10 protein-coding genes are annotated in these 15,515 nt (G+C 72.8%); 8 read left to right on the top strand and 2 right to left on the bottom strand.

Features of this window, described 5'->3' with window-relative positions; translation table 11 throughout:
* The first annotated feature begins 225 nt into the window (after positions 1-225).
* The 5 genes from ACFYXK_RS12270 to ACFYXK_RS12250 all read left to right on the top strand — a co-directional run bounded on the left by ACFYXK_RS12270 (position 226) and on the right by ACFYXK_RS12250 (position 10,904).
* On the top strand, positions 226-2,559 hold the full coding sequence (locus ACFYXK_RS12270) for an MMPL family transporter (protein ID WP_389411061.1): 2,334 nt from the start codon (positions 226-228) through the stop codon (positions 2,557-2,559).
* The gene (locus tag ACFYXK_RS12265) at positions 2,556-7,208 is read left to right on the top strand and encodes a type I polyketide synthase (RefSeq protein WP_389411060.1); all 4,653 of its coding nucleotides are present in this window, start codon (positions 2,556-2,558) and stop codon (positions 7,206-7,208) included. Before ACFYXK_RS12270 ends, ACFYXK_RS12265 begins: the two co-directional genes overlap by 4 nt.
* Before the next feature lie 10 nt (positions 7,209-7,218).
* Positions 7,219-7,935 carry a 4'-phosphopantetheinyl transferase family protein gene (locus ACFYXK_RS12260; protein WP_389411059.1) on the top strand — a complete coding sequence of 239 codons (717 nt, stop codon included), beginning with the start codon at positions 7,219-7,221 and terminating at the stop codon, positions 7,933-7,935.
* 131 nt (positions 7,936-8,066) lie between these two features.
* Complete coding sequence (locus ACFYXK_RS12255) at positions 8,067-10,505, top strand: SpoIIE family protein phosphatase (RefSeq protein ID WP_389411058.1); 2,439 nt, start codon at positions 8,067-8,069, stop codon at positions 10,503-10,505.
* A gap of 162 nt (positions 10,506-10,667) precedes the next feature.
* Positions 10,668-10,904, top strand: coding sequence for a response regulator transcription factor (locus tag ACFYXK_RS12250; RefSeq protein WP_383510724.1), 237 nt, complete (start codon positions 10,668-10,670; stop codon positions 10,902-10,904).
* Positions 10,905-10,926: 22 nt separating this feature from the next.
* On the opposite strand, the gene ACFYXK_RS12245 is transcribed toward ACFYXK_RS12250, so the two are convergent.
* A complete protein-coding gene (locus ACFYXK_RS12245) occupies positions 10,927-11,946 on the bottom strand; it encodes a serine/threonine-protein kinase (RefSeq protein ID WP_389411057.1) in 1,020 nt (339 codons plus the stop codon).
* A 250-nt stretch (positions 11,947-12,196) separates the two neighbouring features.
* On the opposite strand from ACFYXK_RS12245, the gene ACFYXK_RS12240 reads away from it, so the two are divergent.
* Positions 12,197-12,622, top strand: coding sequence for a hypothetical protein (locus tag ACFYXK_RS12240; protein WP_389411056.1), 426 nt, complete (start codon positions 12,197-12,199; stop codon positions 12,620-12,622).
* 65 nt (positions 12,623-12,687) lie between these two features.
* Here ACFYXK_RS12240 and ACFYXK_RS12235 read toward each other — a convergent pair whose 3' ends face one another.
* On the bottom strand, positions 12,688-13,146 hold the full coding sequence (locus tag ACFYXK_RS12235) for an Lrp/AsnC family transcriptional regulator (RefSeq protein WP_323139609.1): 459 nt from the start codon (positions 13,144-13,146) through the stop codon (positions 12,688-12,690).
* Positions 13,147-13,273: 127 nt separating this feature from the next.
* Here ACFYXK_RS12235 and ACFYXK_RS12230 point away from each other — a divergent pair, with 127 nt between their 5' ends.
* Together ACFYXK_RS12230 and ACFYXK_RS12225 are read left to right on the top strand one after the other, a co-directional pair.
* A complete protein-coding gene (locus ACFYXK_RS12230; RefSeq protein WP_389411055.1) occupies positions 13,274-14,254 on the top strand; it encodes a DMT family transporter in 981 nt (326 codons plus the stop codon).
* Positions 14,247-15,440, top strand: coding sequence for an aromatic amino acid transaminase (locus tag ACFYXK_RS12225; RefSeq protein WP_389411054.1), 1,194 nt, complete (start codon positions 14,247-14,249; stop codon positions 15,438-15,440). The genes ACFYXK_RS12230 and ACFYXK_RS12225 overlap by 8 nt, the downstream gene beginning before the upstream one ends.
* Positions 15,441-15,515: the final 75 nt, after the last annotated feature.

The raw sequence follows: 15,515 nt of genomic DNA, 5'->3' as shown, positions 1-15,515 counted from the left end.
GGGACATCACGCGTCACGCCACTCGAACACGTGACTTGACGCCCAGAACCGATCTTGATAGAAGGCCGCACCCCGCCCGGACGAACTCTTCCGGCCCGGTACGAAGCGGCTCCTGTCAAGTGACGAATAGCCGGGGCTATGGCCCCGCTTCTCCTCCCTGCACGGTGGAAATCGACCGTCCTGCTCGAGAGCGGGAACGAAACACCATCCGGACCGGAGGCATTCATGTCCCGTCGTGCAGGGGTCTTCGTGACCCGCCGTCCACGGCTCGTCCTCTTTGCCGCGCTCGTTTTCCTCCTGCTGTCCGCCGTGTTCGGGTCGGAGGCGACCGGCCGGCTGAAGACGCAGGGGTACGACGACCCGCGATCGGAGTCCAGCCGAGCCGCCCGCGTGGCGGCCGAGCACCTGGGGGCGTCCCCCAACCTGGTCGTCGTCGCCCAGGCCCGCGGCGGTTCCGTCGACGACCCGGCGGCGCGCAGTGCGGGCGAGGCCCTGACCGGACGCCTTCGTGCGCAACCGCACGTGAGCGCCGTGACCTCGTACTGGACCGGCAGGACGGCGGAGCTGCGCAGCCGGGACGGCCACGCGGCCATGCTCGTCGCGCACGTGGACGGCGAGGGGGAACAGCTCGGAACGCGGGTCAAGCAGCTGAGCAAGGAGCTGACCACCCCGACGGCTGCCACCACGGCCCTCACGGTGCACGCGGGAGGACCGGCGCTCATCGACGCCGAGCTCCAGGACCTCTCGGAGTCCGACCTGAAGCGCGCCGAGTCCGTCGTACTGCCGGGAACCCTGATCCTGCTGGTCCTGGTGTTCGGAAGTGTGGTGGCCGCGGCTCTGCCCCTGCTGATCGGGGTACTGGCCATCGCCGGGACGCTGCTGGTCCTGAGCGTGCTCGGCGCCGTCACCGACGTGTCCGTCTTCGCGCTGAACCTCACCACCGCGCTCGGCCTGGGGCTGGGCATCGACTACGGGCTGCTGATCGTCTCCCGGTTCCGCGAGGAGCTCGCCGAGGGACACGGCCCGCGCAGCGCCGCCATAAGGACCGTGCGCACCGCGGGCCACACGATCCTCTTCAGTGCCGCCACGGTCTCCGCCGCTCTCGCGACGCTGCTGGTGTTCCCGCCCTACTTCCTGCGCTCCTTCGCCTACGCGGGCATCGCCGTGGTGGCGATCGCGGCCGTGAGCGCCGTCACCGTGCTGCCGGCTCTGCTCGCGCTGCTCGGAAAGCGGGTGAACGCCTGGGCCGTGCCGTGGCGCCGCCGGGCCCACGCCGGCTCCGAGTCACGCTTCTGGCGGGGCCTGGCGCAGATCGTCGTACGGCGCCCGCTGATCGCGGCGCTGCCGGTGATCGGACTGCTCGTGGTCCTCGCCGGGCCGTTCGCACACGCCGGTTTCGCCACCCCCGACGAGCGGGCGCTGCCCGTGAGCTCGTCCAGCCGTCAGACCGGGGACCTGGTGCGCGGTGCGTTCGACATGAACGGCCCGAGCGCCCTCACGGTCGTCATGACGGGCAAGACGTCCCCGCCCGCGCGTGCGGACTACGCCCGCCGGCTGTCCGCGCTCCCGCAGGTCGCCCAGGTCGTGGGACCCGAGGGCAGCTTCCGGCACGGCGTGAAGGCAGCGGTCTCCGGCTCCCCCGGATCCGCGGCCAGGCCCGTCGGCGACGGCCCGGCCCGGCTCTCCGTGGTGCCGCAGGCAGACCCCCAGTCGCGCGCCGCCCAGCAGCTCGTGCGCGCCGTGCGTGCGACTCCCGCCCCGGCGGGCACCGACGTCCTCGTCGGCGGACCGAGCGCGGTCCTGGTCGACGCAAAGGCCACCGTGGGTGACCGGCTGCCGCTGGCGCTCTCCCTGATCACCCTCACCACGTTCGTGCTCCTGCTCGGCTTCACGCGCAGCCTGCTGCTGCCGCTGAAGGCCATCGCGCTGAACGCCCTGAGCCTCGCGGCCGTCCTCGGCGCGATGGTGTGGGTCTTCCAGACGGGCCATCTGCAGCACCTGCTCCATTTCACGCCCGGACCACTCAGCACGACCATGCCGGTGCTGCTGTTCTGCATCGTCTTCGGGCTCTCGGTGGACTACGAGGTGTTCGTCCTCGCGCGCATCAAGGAGGCCCACGAGGCCGGGCAGGACAACACCGACTCGATCGTCTCGGGCATAGCCCACACCGGCGGCATCGTCACGACCGCCGGTTCCCTCCTCGCGTTCACGCTCCTGAGCTTCGGCACCTCCCAGGTCTCGCTCCTGCAGTTCTTCGGAATCGGCGCAGGCCTCGGCGTCCTCCTCGACGCCACCCTCGTGCGGGGCGTCCTCGTACCGGCGCTCATGCGCCTGGCCGGCGGCCTGAACTGGTGGGCCCCGTGGCCCATCGGGCGCAGGACGCCGCATCCGGTGGCCGTCCCTCCCCCGGCCCCGGCCGGCAGGAGAGCCCCGCCGTCCGCGCCGCCCCGTCTGCCCCCTCCCCCTCGCACCGCCGACTCCCTCGGTGCAGAACCCGTCCCCACCGCCTTGGTCGCCGTCCGCCCGGGGCACCACGCAAAGGAAGAAGACCCGTCATGACCGACATCGCCATCACCGGACTCGGTTGCCGCTACCCCGGCGCCCCCGACATCCGCGCCTACTGGAAGCTGCTGCTGAGCGGGGAACGCCAGTTCTCCGCCGTCCCGGCGGAACGCTGGAACCACGGCACCTTCCACGAGCCCGGCAACCCGTCGGCCCCCCATGCCGCGTACACCGACCAGGTCGCCTTCCTGGACGCCGTGGACCGTTTCGCCGCCCCGCACTACGGGGTGCCCCCGGCCCGCGCCCGGGCCATGGACCCGCAGCACCGGCTGATGCTCGACGTCACCCGCGAGGCCCTCGACGACGCGGGACTGGGCCGTGGTGACTTCGACCGCGAGAACACCGGCGTCTTCCTCGGCATATCGGTGTCCGACTACAAGGACCTCATGGCGGCCCCCCTCCGGGTCATCGCCCTGGCCGACGAGTCACCCGCGGCGGAACACCCCGGCGGCCTCGACGCCGCCAGGGAAGAGGCTGCACGGCTGGGCACCGTCCAGAGCTTCACGCTGCCCGGGAGCCTGCTCAACATGGCGGCGGGCACGGTCAGCCGGCAGTTCGACCTCGGCGGCCCCAGTTTCGCCGTCGACGCCGCCTGCTCCGGCTCGCTGGTCGCACTCGACCAGGCGATCGCCCACCTGGGCCGGGGCACGTGCCGGATCGCCGTCGTCGGCGGCGTGTACCTCAACCTCACCCCCGACAGCCTGGTCGGCTTCTCCAAGCTCCGCGCACTGTCCGCGACCGGGGTGTGCCGCCCGTTCGACGAGGCGGCCGACGGCTTCGTCCTCGGCGAAGGCGCCGGAGCCGTCGTCATACGGCCGCTCGCGGACGCCCTCGCCGCCGGCGACCGCGTCTACGCGGTGATCAGGGGCATCGGCTCGGCCAACGACGGCGCGTCCCCCGGACCGCTGACTCCCACCCCCGAAGGCCAGCTGCGCGCCATGCGCCGGGCCTACGACGACGCCGGGGTCGCCCCCTCGTCCGTGGGCTTCGTCGAGGCCCACGGCACCGGCACCACCGTCGGGGACCGCGCCGAGGTGGAGGGGCTGCGCCGACTGCGCACCGAGTTCCCCGACGACGACCCCGCACTGTGCTACCTCGGGGCGGGCAAGGCCCTCATCGGGCACTCGCTGTCCGCGGCAGGCATCGCGGGGCTGATCAAGACGGCCCTCGTCGTCCACCACCGCACGATCGTGCCGCAGCCGCAGACCGCTCCCCACCCGGACCTGGGCATCGCCTCGGCGGGCCTGCGCTTCGCCGACACCGCGCGGCCCTTTCGGGCCACGGGCACCCCGCGGCGTGCCGCAGTCAGCTCCTTCGGTTTCGGCGGCACGAACGTCCACGTGGTTCTGGAGGAGGCGCCCGCCCCTGCCGCCGGCCCCCTCGACGAACGGACCGGAGCCGGCGGACCCCAGCTCGTCCTGCTCACGGCCGGCAGCCCCGAGCTGCTGGACGAGCACATCGGCGACGTTCTCGACGCACTCGACACGGCGGACCGCCCGCCGGTGGCCGCCGTGGCCCACACCCTGGGCGCCCGTGAGCCCCTGACCGCCCGGCTCGCGGTCGTCGCCGCCGACACGGACGAACTCGTCCGGCGGCTGCGCGAGGCCCGCCGGCAGCTCGCCGACGGTGCCCGGGGCGACCTCGGCGACGGCGCCTTCGCCGCCGACGCTCCGCTGCCGCCCGACCGGCGGCGCATCGCCTTCCTCTTCCCCGGGCAGGGCAGTCAGCGGCCCGGCATGATGCAGGACCTCTACGAGAGGTTCACCGGCTTCCGGACGACCGTCGACGCCCTAGGCGCGGTGGCCCGGCGGAACACCGGCTTCGACCTCACCGACCTGCTGTACGGCGAGGCGGTGGCCGGCGAGGGCAAGGACCGGGAGCTCAGGCAGCGGCTCGCCGCCACCGACGTGTGTCAGCCGCTGCTCGGTACCGTCCAGATCGCCACCACCCGCCTCCTCGCCGACTGCGGCCTCGCGCCCGACCTCGCCCTGGGCCACAGCGTCGGGGAGTTCGCCGCGGCCGCCGCGGCCGGAGCCCTCACCGACGAGGCCGCCGTCCGGCTGCTGGGCCACCGCGGCGCAGCCCTGCGACGGGCCGAGACCGGCTCCCAGGGCGGCATGCTCGCCGTGCAGGGCGACGAGGAGACCTGCCGTCGGCTCATGACCGGCATCGGCGACGTGTGGCTCGCCTGCTTCAACCAGCCTCGGCAGCTCGTGGTCAGCGGCTCGCTGCGCGGGCTCGCCGTCCTGCGGCGCGCGTGCACCGAGGCCGGGGTCGTCACGCTGCCCCTCGAGGTGTCCGGCGCCTTCCACTCGCCGCGGTTCGCCGCCGCCGACGAGGCCTTGAGCGCGTACCTCGCCGACCGGCCCCTCGCCGGCCCCGCCCTGCCGTTCGTGTCGTCCGTGGACGGGGCGGTCTGCACCGACGCGGAGCGGCTGCGCGAGCTGTGGTCCCGGCACGCGTCCGCGCCGGTCCGCTTCGGCGATGCCGTCCGGACCGCCTACGAGCAGGGGGCCCGCGTCTTCCTCCAGGTGACCGGTGGCGGCTCGCTGCTCACCTCCGTCCGCCGCAACCTCACCGACCACGACGACGTCCACGCCGTCGCCGCCGCAGAGGCGGCGCCCGACGGCGGGCGCGGGTTCGTCCGGGCCCTCGCCCGGCTCGCGGTCCTGGGCGCCCCGGTCGACCCGCGCGCCCTGGTTCCCGAGGAAGCCCGCCGTCTGCTGGACCTCCCGGCCGCGAGGCTCGACACCCAGTCCTACTGGGTGCGGAGCATGCACCCCGCGCCGCAGGACACCCCCGCCACCCCCCTCCCGCCCCGGCCCGCACCGCCCCAGGAGAGCTCGATGAACGCCCCGACGAACGACCGGATGGACGACCAGGTGAGCGACCCGGCGAACGACCCGGTGAACGAACTGCTCCAGCTGGTCCGGCAGCAGGTGACGCTGCTCGGCCGTCTCACCGGGACGCTCCCCGTGCAGCCCCCCGCCGCGCAGGTCACCGCCCCGTCCACGGCAGTACCCGTACCCCCGCCCGCTGCCCGCGTGCCGGACGGCGAGGAGCCGTCGGCGACCCGAGGCATCGACGAGGTCACCGCCGCCGTGCTCGAGCACGTGGCCCGGATCAGCGCGTTCCCGGTGAGCCGTCTGCGGGCCGACCAGCTGCTGATCGACGATCTCGGCTTCGACTCGCTCATGCTGACCGATCTGTTCACCTCGCTGCGCCGGCAGTGGCCGCAGTGGACGTGCGACGAGAGGGCTGCCGACCGGCCGACCGCCGCAAGGATCGCCGCGCTGATCTCGGGCGGCTCCGCGGACGCCGCACCGGCGGCCGTCCCCGTACAGCGCGCCGAACCCGGCGACGATGCCCCTGCCGGGCCGCCCGCCGACCTGCCCGCGGCCGCACCGGCTGCCGCACCGCTGCCCGAGGAGCAGACGCGGATCGAGTGCTTCCCGGAGGTCGCCGCGCACGGTGAGCGTTTCGCCGCGCTCGCCCGGACGGGGCTGCCGAACCCGTACTTCCTGGTCCACGAAGGCGGCATCACGGACACGACCGTCGTCGACGGCCGGGAACTCGTCTCGTTCTCCAGCTACAACTACCTGGGCATGGCCACGCACCCCCAGGTGACCGAGGCGGCCCAGGAGGCCATCGCGCGCTGCGGCACGTCGGTGTCCGCCAGCCGGCTGCTGTCCGGCAGCCGTCCGCTCCACCTCGAGCTCGAGACGGAACTCGCCGACCTGCTCGGCTGCGAAGCGGCGATCACCCTGGCCAACGGGCATGCCACCAACGTCACCGTGATCGGGCACCTCGTCGGACCCGGGGACCTCGTCATCCACGACTCCCTCGCCCACGACAGCATCCTGCAGGGCTGCAAGCTCTCCGGCGCCACCCGGCGGCCGTTCGCCCACAACGACGCCGCCGCACTCGACGCGATCCTCGGCCAGGTCCGCCACCAGTACCGGCGGGTCCTCGTCGTCGTCGAGGGCGTGTACAGCATGGACGGCGACATCGCCGACCTGCCCGCCCTCGTCGAGGTCAAGCGCCGGCACGGCGCGCTGCTGATGATCGACGAGGCGCACAGCATCGGGACGATCGGCGCGACCGGGCGGGGCGTCGGCGAGTACTGCGGCACCGACCGCGGGGCCGTCGACCTGTGGTCGGGCACGCTGTCCAAGGCGCTGGCGAGCTGCGGCGGTTACGTCGCCGGAAGCCGCTCGGTCGTCGAGTACCTGCGCTACACCGTTCCCGGCTTCGTCTACAGCGCCGGCATGACCCCGGCCGACACCGCCGCGTCGCTGACCGCGCTGCGACTGCTGCGTGCCGAGCCGCAGCGCGTGGCGCGTCTTGCGGAGAACGCCGCGCTGTTCGTCCGTCTCGCGCGCGATGCGGGCATCGACGTCGGGGACAGTCAGGACACCCCGGTCGTCCCGTGCATCGTCGGGGACTCCTTGAAGACCCTGCGACTCGCCGAGGCCCTGTTCCAGCAGGGCATCAGCGTCAACCCCATCCTCTACCCGGCCGTACCGGAAGAACTGGCCCGGCTGCGCTTCTTCATCACCTGTGACCACACCGCCGACCAGATCCGGCACGCCGTGACCGCGCTGGAGTACGAGCTGCGGCACCTTGACCGGGCCATGGCCGCCTGACCCCGCTGCCATGGACACCACCTTCCCGCCGATCACTGCGGGCCACGTCCACCGATGGGGCGGAGCCGGCCTCGTCGTGGCCCACCGCCCCGGCCCGTGGCAGGGCGCGGCCGTCCCACCGGTTCTCCCGCCGCACCTCTCACCGGCCGAGCGGCGCGTGGTCCACGCGCTGCCCGCGTGGCGGCAGGCCGAATGGGTGGCCGGCCGGGTGCTCGCCAAGCACCTGGTCGGCGGAGCCGTCGGCGCGTCTGCCGACGAGGTGGAGATCCTCCCGCGTGACGACGGCAGTCCGTACGTCGTCGTGGGCGGCAGCCCGATGCCGGCCGTGCACGTCTCCATCAGTCACACCGCCCGGCACGTCGCCGCGGCCCTCGCACCGGAACCCGTCGGCGTGGACCTGTGCGAGACACGATCGGCGGCCACGGTCCGGCGCGTCGGGGAGCACGCCTTCTCCCCCGCGGAACTCTCCCTCATCGGCACGGACCGGCCCGATGTCCTGGCCGGCGCCTGGGCGCTGAAGGAAGCCGCGGTCAAGGCCGACCGCAGCGGCATCTTCGGTGACGCTCCGCGCCGCGTCCGGATCACCGGCTTCGACCCTCCCGTACTCAGCGGACGGCGCCGCGCGATGCTGTGGCGGGCGGGAGGCGCGGTCCTCGCCCTCGTCCTCGCGCACCCCGCGCCGTCGCCGAGCGTCCCGGCAGCCCTCTCCTCGGGGCCGGCCGACTGAGCGCCCCCCTTGGCAGCACTGCGTTGGTGCTCCCAGCCGCGCCGGATCATGCTTGTCAGTGGAGCGCCTGGCCGTGCAGGGGTTGCCGTGGGACGGCGGCAGTGGAACTAGCGAGGGCGAGATGAGCGGCGATGGAGCAACTTCCCAGCTTTCCTGGTGAGCGGCCGGAGGAAACGAACGCCTCCCTCGAGTCGGCATACACGGCCACGGCCACCATCAGCGAGCAGGGCATCGTGACGCAGTGGAGTGACGACGCCCGTCGGCTGCTGGGTTACGCGCCGTCCGAGATCGTGGGGGTGCCCGCCGCCGAGCTGCTCGCCGACGACCCGGTGGGCGGTACGGCGACCGGGATCCCGGCCGGCCAGGAGCGGTGGAGCGGCACCGTGGCGCTGCGGCACCGGGACGGCCGGCGGGTGGAACTGGGACTGCTCGCGCACCGCCGGACGTCCGTCGGCGAGAACACCGAGTGGCTCGTGGTGTCCGCCGTCACGAGCGGCCGCGGCACGCCCTGGGGCGAACCGCTGAAGGAATGGGCGTTCACCCAGTCCCCCTGCTTCCTGGCCGTGTTCGACACGGACCTGCGGCTGGTCCGGGCGAATGCCGGCATGGAGCGCACGCTGTCCCTCACCGAGGCCGAGATGCGCGGGCTGCGGCTGCCGGACATCGCGCCCGATCCCGTGAGCGACGAGACCGAGGCGAGGATGCGCCTGGTCCTGGAGACCGGTGAGCCGCAGTACATGGACTCCTTCGTCCCTTCGACGGGGGCGGTCACGGAGCACGGCTGGGCGACCTCGCTGGCCCCGTTGTGCGACCCGGACGGCCGGGTGCGTGCCGTGTCCCTGGCCGCGCACGAGAGGACCGCGGGCGAGGGCGACCGGCAGCGGATCCTCGTGCCGGACGTCGCGGACGCCCGCATCGGCACCGCCCAGGACACCACCCACACCGCTCAGGAGGTGGTCGACGTCGCCGTCCCCCGGCTGGCCGATTTCGCGTTCGTCGACCTGCTGGATCCTCCCCCGCGCGGTGACGAGCCGTCCGCCGGCCCCGCCTCGGGGCCGGTCACCGTGTGCCGCAGCGCCGTCCGGTCGGTCCTCGAGGGAAACCCGGAGTCCCAGGTCGCGGTCGGCGCGACGACCAGCCATCCGCCGCTGTCACCGCCCGGCGAGTGTCTGGCCACCGGGCACGGCGCCGTGTACGGGCCGACCGACCCGGCCCTCGCCCAATGGGTGGCCGAGGACGAGCGGGCCGCCGCGTGGGTCAGCGAGTTCGGGACCCACTCGGTGATGGTGGTCCCGCTGCGGGCCGGCGGTGTCACCCTCGGCGTGGCCGTCTTCGGACGTCACCGGCGCGGTGAGCCCTTCCGGCCGGAGGACCTGCGGCTGGCCGAGGAGCTCGCGACCAGGGCGGCCGTCGGCATCCACGAGGCCCAGGGATCCTCCCGGGAGCACACCACCACCATGACCCTGCAGCGCAGCCTGCTGCCGCACACGCTCCCCACCCAGGCGGCACTGGAGATCGCCTCCCGCTATCTGCCGGCGGGTACCGCGGCCGGCCTGGGCGGCGACTGGTTCGACGTGATCCAGCTGTCCGGCGCAAGAGTGGCCCTGGTCGTGGGCGACGTCGTCGGCCACGGCATCCGCGCCGCCGCCACCATGGGCCGGCTGCGCACCGCGGTACGCACCCTGGCCGACGTCGACCTGCCGCCCGACGAGCTGCTCACCCACCTCGACGACCTCATCATCCACCTGTCCGCCGACGAGGCGGACGGGGGCGCCGTCGGGGAAACCGCGGGAGGCATCGGCACCACCTGCCTGTACGTGGTCTACGACCCGGTCACCTGCCGCTGCACCGTCGCGCGGGCCGGCCACCCGCCGCCCGCCGTGGTCTCCCCCGACGGCTCCGTGTACCTCCTCGACGTCCCGGCGGGCCCGCCGCTGGGCCTGGGGGGCCTGCCCTTCGAGACCGTCGAGGTGGAGCTTCCCGAGGGCAGCGTCCTCGCCCTCTACACCGACGGCCTGCTGCAAGCTCGTGAGCACGACATCGACGAGGCCCTGGACAGCATGTTCGCGGCCCTCACCCATCCCGCGACCACGCTGGAGACGGTGTGCGACCGCGTGCTGACGGCCATGCTGACCCACCGTCCCGATGACGACGTCGCCCTGCTCGTGGCCCGGACCCGGGCCCTGCATTCCGACAAGGTCGTCGTGTGGGACCTGTCCCCCGACCCCGCGGTCGTCGCCACCGCCCGCAGGAGCACCACCGACCAGCTGACGGCCTGGGGGCTCGAGGAGGCCTCGTTCGTCACCGAGCTCCTGGTCAGCGAGCTGGTCACCAATGCCATCCGCTACGGCGAGCCGCCCATCCAGCTGCGGCTGATCCACGAGAACAGCACCCTGATCTGCGAGGTCTCCGACACGAGCAGCACGGCCCCGCACATGCGGCGGGCCCGGACCTTCGACGAGGGGGGACGCGGCCTGCTGCTGGTCGCCCAGCTCGCCCAGCGCTGGGGCACCCGGCACGCCCCGATCGGCAAGACGATCTGGGCCGAGCAGTCCCTCATCGGGTTCTGAGGAAGGCGGCCCTGTCACACGCCTGTGACAGTCGACGGACACCGTCGTGAAGGTGCGAGCGCAGGATTTTTAGCAGGACAAACCGGACATTCGGCCACATGTCCACCTGCTTCCGAGGGCGCGAGCAGAGATGACCGATCCGATCCGTCGGAGGGAAATCCCATGAGCCTCACCCTCACCACCCCGCAGACCGAGACCGAGACCGCCGCCCTGTCCCTCGCCCCGCGCGAGCAGGAGGCACTGGGCCACATCGCCGCCGGCCGCACCTACCTGCAGACGGCCCGCCACATGGGACTCTCCAAGCACACCGTCGACGCCTACCTCCGCCGCATCCGCGCCAAGCTGGGCATCAACAGCACCGCCGAACTGACCCGACTGGCCATCTCCCTCGGACTGTGACCCGCACGCGGAGCCCGGTTGCCTACAGCGCCCCGGGCGGGCGCGCGAAGACCGGCCGGGCCCAGGCCGGAGGATCCGGAATCACCACCGGGTCCTCCGCTCTGTGCCCGGCCTGCCGCGCATCCTCCCCGGCCGGCACAACGGCGGGCTGGGGGGCGCCGGTCGCGGTGGCGACGCGCAGGGCCGCGACGAACTCCAGGCAGGAGTCGTAGCGGTCCTCGGGGATCTTCGCCAGGGCCTTGGCCAGGACGTCGTCCGCGGCGGGCGGGATCCCCGGCCGCCGCTCGGTCAGGGGAGGCGGAGGGTCGTACTGGTGCGCCCACAGCAGCGCCGCATCCTCGTCGCGCTCGAAGGGCGGCCCGCCCGCGAGGGTCTCGTACACGACGCAGGCGAGGCTGTAGAGATCGCACCTGCCGTCCAGCGGCCGTCCGGAGATCTGTTCCGGGGCCATGTAGCCGAGCGTGCCGAGGAATTCGCCCGTGGTGGTGATTCCGGTGGCCGACCGCGCATTCTTCGTCAGTCCGAAGTCCGTGAGATAGACGTACTCGGGGTGTTCGCTGTCGGTGCCCGCGGCGACCAGGATGTTGCCGGGTTTCACGTCCCGGTGCACGAGATCGTGTTCATGCGCCGCATCGAGGGCCGAGGCCACCTGCGCGGCGATGCGGACGGCGGTCGGCACGGGGAGCGGACCGTCCCGGTCCAGCATGGCCCTCAGGTCCTGGCCGGAGACGTAGCGCATGGCGAGGTACAGGACGCCGTCGGTCTCACCGGCTTCGAAGATCGGCACGATGTGCGGGTGGTCGATCGACGCCGCGACACGCGATTCCCGGGTGAAGCGGCGCCGGAAGGTTTCGTCACGGGCGCGCTCCGGGGCGATCAGCTTGAGCGCCACCATGCGGTCCAGCTTCAGGTCCCGCGCGCAGTACACGACGGCCATGCCGCCGCGGCCGATCATGCGCTCGACCCGGTACCCCGCGATCTGCTTCCCGATCAGGCCGGAGGGGCGGCCCGCGTAGAGGCTCAAGTCCGATGCCGTGCCCATCAGGCACCACCCTCACCCGGCCGGCCTGGGGACGGCCCGCCCACGCGACGGGCCGCTCTTTCCTACCGGAAATTCTATCCAGCGATCCACACGGGCGCCCGGTCTATCAAGATCGATTCATTGCGTCAAGCCACGTCTTCGAGTGGCGTGACGCGTTTTCCCCCGTCGGGTTCATTGGAAGTACGCCCTCACCGGGAACTCCCGGAGACGGTTTACCAGACCCCTTGTTTGTTCCGAATGGAGAATTCTCATGTCTGAGCGTTTTTGGACCCGTCGCATCGTCCTGGCCGGAGCTTCCGTCGCGCTGGTCGGTGGTGGCATCGCCATTCCCGCGACCGCGATGGCCGCGCCGACCGCCGCGCCGCAGCAGGCCGTCAACCTCCTCCAGGACGACAGTGCGGACGGCATCGGCACCGGCGGCGACGCCAACGCCGAGAACACCACGGTCGGCGGCGAGGCCACCGGCGGCAACGCCGGCAGCGGCGTCGGCAACTGCGAGGGCGGATGCGACATCCAGACCGGCAACGCCACCGGCGGCAAGGCCAGCGCCGACGCCGTCAACACCGGCGACGCCACCGCCGTGGGCGGCAACGGCACCGGCACGGGCGGCCAGGTCAACAAGCAGAACATCAAGCTGCAGCTCAAGGAGAACCTGAAGCAGAAGCTCGCGAATTGAGGGCGGGGCATCGCCCCCGCACCGCGGACGCCGGAGAGGCTCACAGCCCCTCCGGCGTCCGCATGTCACGCGGGGCTCGGATAGACCCGGGACTGTTTCACGCTGCCGAATGCGAAACTCGACTCGATCGACGCGATGCCGGGGATTGCGTGGATCCGGTGGCGCACCAGGGCCTCGTACGCCTCCAGGCTCTCGATGACCACCCGGAGCAGGTAGTCGCTGCTTCCGGCCATCAGGTAGCAGTCCTGGATGTGCTCGATGACCGCGACGTGCTCCTCGAAGACCCTGACCGCCTCCTTCGTGTGCCGGTCCAGCCGTATCCGGACGAAGACGGTGATCGGCAGGCCGAAGGCGACCTGGTCGACCATGGCGGTGTAGCCGCGGATCAGGCCGGCCTCCTCCAGGCGCCGGACCCGGCGCAGGCAGGGCGACGGGGACAGCCGGACCCGGTCGGCGAGGTCCTGGTTGGACAGCCGTCCGTCGGCCTGCAACTCACGGATGATCTGCAGATCGACTGCGTCCATCACCACTCCTTGGCAGATTCTGCCTCAAACGTATGTCCGAGAGGCAGAACTGGCAATCGGCTGCCCCGGCAAAAGATCTAGCGTTGCTCCATGGCCGGATCCGGCCCCTGAGGCTGGAGGAACCCCCTTGGTCACCACGAACGCCGGGCCCGCGACGGCGCCCCCACCGGCCCGCGCCGCAGGCCGTTTCGGGCTCTCCCCACAGGCGAAGGGCACCGTGGCCCTGGTGGTGACCGTGCTGATCTGGGCCGCCTTCGCGCTCAGCGCCCGGGCCCTGAGCACCTCCTCCCTGCTGCCCGCCGACGCGGCCCTGCTGCGCTTCGGCGTCCCGCTCCTCGTCCTGGCGCCCGCGCTGTGGCGGCGGCGCCGGCGGATCGCCGCCGTCCGCCCGGCCACCGCGCTCAAGATCGCCTGCGGGGCCGGGGTGCCGTTCTTCCTGGCCGCGATGTACGGCGGCTCCCTGACCTCGGCGGCCTTCGTCGGCTCGATCGTCCCGGGGATGGTCCCGCTCTTCGTCTCCGCGCTGATGGTCGCCGCGGGCAAGGGCCTGCCCCGGGGCACGCAGGCGGTCGGGCTGGCACTGATCGCGGTCGGCGTGGTCGCCCTGGTCTGGCGCTACGTCGTCCCGCTGAACACGCAGGTGCTGGCCGGCGCCGGGATCCTGCTCGTCGCGAGCGGGCTGTGGGCCCTGTACACGGTCGGACTGAAGGAGGTGGACCTCGATCCGGTCGGATCGATCGGCCTGCTGTGCCTGCCCTCCTTCGCGGTGATGGCGCTGCTGGTCCTGACCGGGGTGCTGCCCACCGGCCTGGCCTCGGCGGCCGGGAGCGACATCGCCCTGTTCCTGGTGGTGCAGGGGCTGGGCGTCGGCCTGTGCGCCGGCCTGCTGTACGCCTACGCCATCCGCAGCCTCGGCGCGGAGCGCAGCTCCACCGTGGGCAGCCTCAGCCCGGTCGCCGTGGTGCTGCTCGCCGTTCCCCTGCTCGACGAGTCGCCGACCGTGGCCGTGCTCGTCGGCGTCCCCCTCATCACCGCGGGCGTCGCCCTCGCCAACCGGCGCCCCCGTCCCCGTACCCGCACCCAGCCCGAGGTTCCCGTCCATGCTTGAGCTCCTCCTGCCGCCGCCCGTCGACCCGCTGTGGGACCTGACCGAGGCGTACGGCGCCGACGCGCGGCCCGAGCGCCTGAACCTCGTCCTCGGCGTCTACCGGGACCAGACGGGCGGCACCCCGGTCATGGCGGCCGTCCGCGAGGCCGAGATACGCCTGGCGGAGCGCTCCGCGTCCAAGGAGTACCGGGGGCTCTCCGGCAACACCGGCTTCAACCGGGCGATGCTGTCGCTGGTCCTGGGCTCCGGCGGGGCGGCCGAGCGGGCCGTGGCCGTCCAGACGGTCGCGGGCAGCGGCGCGCTGCGGCTGCTGGCCGATCTGATCTGCCGCACCCGGCCGGGCACGACGGTCTGGATCAGCGACCCCGCGTACGTCAACCACCGGCCCATCCTCGAGGCCGCCGGGCTGACCGTGCGGACGTACGGCTGGCTCGATGCCGAGGGCCGCTTCGACACGGCCGGCATGCTGCGCGACCTCGGGCAGGCGCGGCGCGACGACGTCGTCCTGCTCCAGGGCTGCTGCCACAACCCCACCGGGGTCGACCCGTCCGCGCAGGACTGGGAGGCGGTCGCCGGGCTGGCCGAGCGGGCCGGCTGGGTGCCGTTCGTGGACCTGGCATACCACGGGCTCGGCGACGGTCTGGAGGCAGATCTGGCGGCCACGCGGCTGCTCGCGGAGCGGGTGCCGGAGATGCTGGTCGCCATCAGCTGCTCGAAGAACTTCGGGCTCTACAGCGACAGGACCGGCTGCGCGGTCGTGCTCGGCGCGTCGCGCCAGTCGCTGCGGCACGTGGAGACGGCCCTGCAGAACGCGGCGCGCACCCTGTACTCGATGCCGCCGGAGCACGGCGCCGCGGTGGTGACGGCGATCCTGGAGGACGACGGGCTGCGGGCCCTGTGGCGCGCGGAGCTGGACGGGATGCGGGCCCGGATCGAGGACAACCGCAAGGGCCTGACCACCGAGCTGACCGCGCTGGGCTGGGACGCTCAGGCCGATGTACTGGCGCGGCAGAAGGGGATGTTCTCCATGCTGCCGCTCACACCGCGTCAGATGCTGCGGCTGCGCAGCGGGTACGCGATCTACGGGACGACCGCCGGGCGGATCAACATCGCGGGACTCCCGACGCACCGGATCGCCTGTCTCGCACAGGGCATCGCGGCGGTCCTCGGCGAGGGCGCCGAGTAGCGGGGGGGGGAGGCCGGCCAGGGCCTCCCCCGCCCCCACCACCACACCTGACATTCCATCAGGTCATCTGTCCCG

The sequence above is a fragment of the Streptomyces sp. NPDC002209 genome, from assembly GCF_042890265.1.
GTDB lineage: Bacteria > Actinomycetota > Actinomycetes > Streptomycetales > Streptomycetaceae > Streptomyces.
The sequence above is the reverse complement of the archived record's forward strand: the minus strand, read 5'-3'. Positions and strand labels throughout refer to the sequence as shown.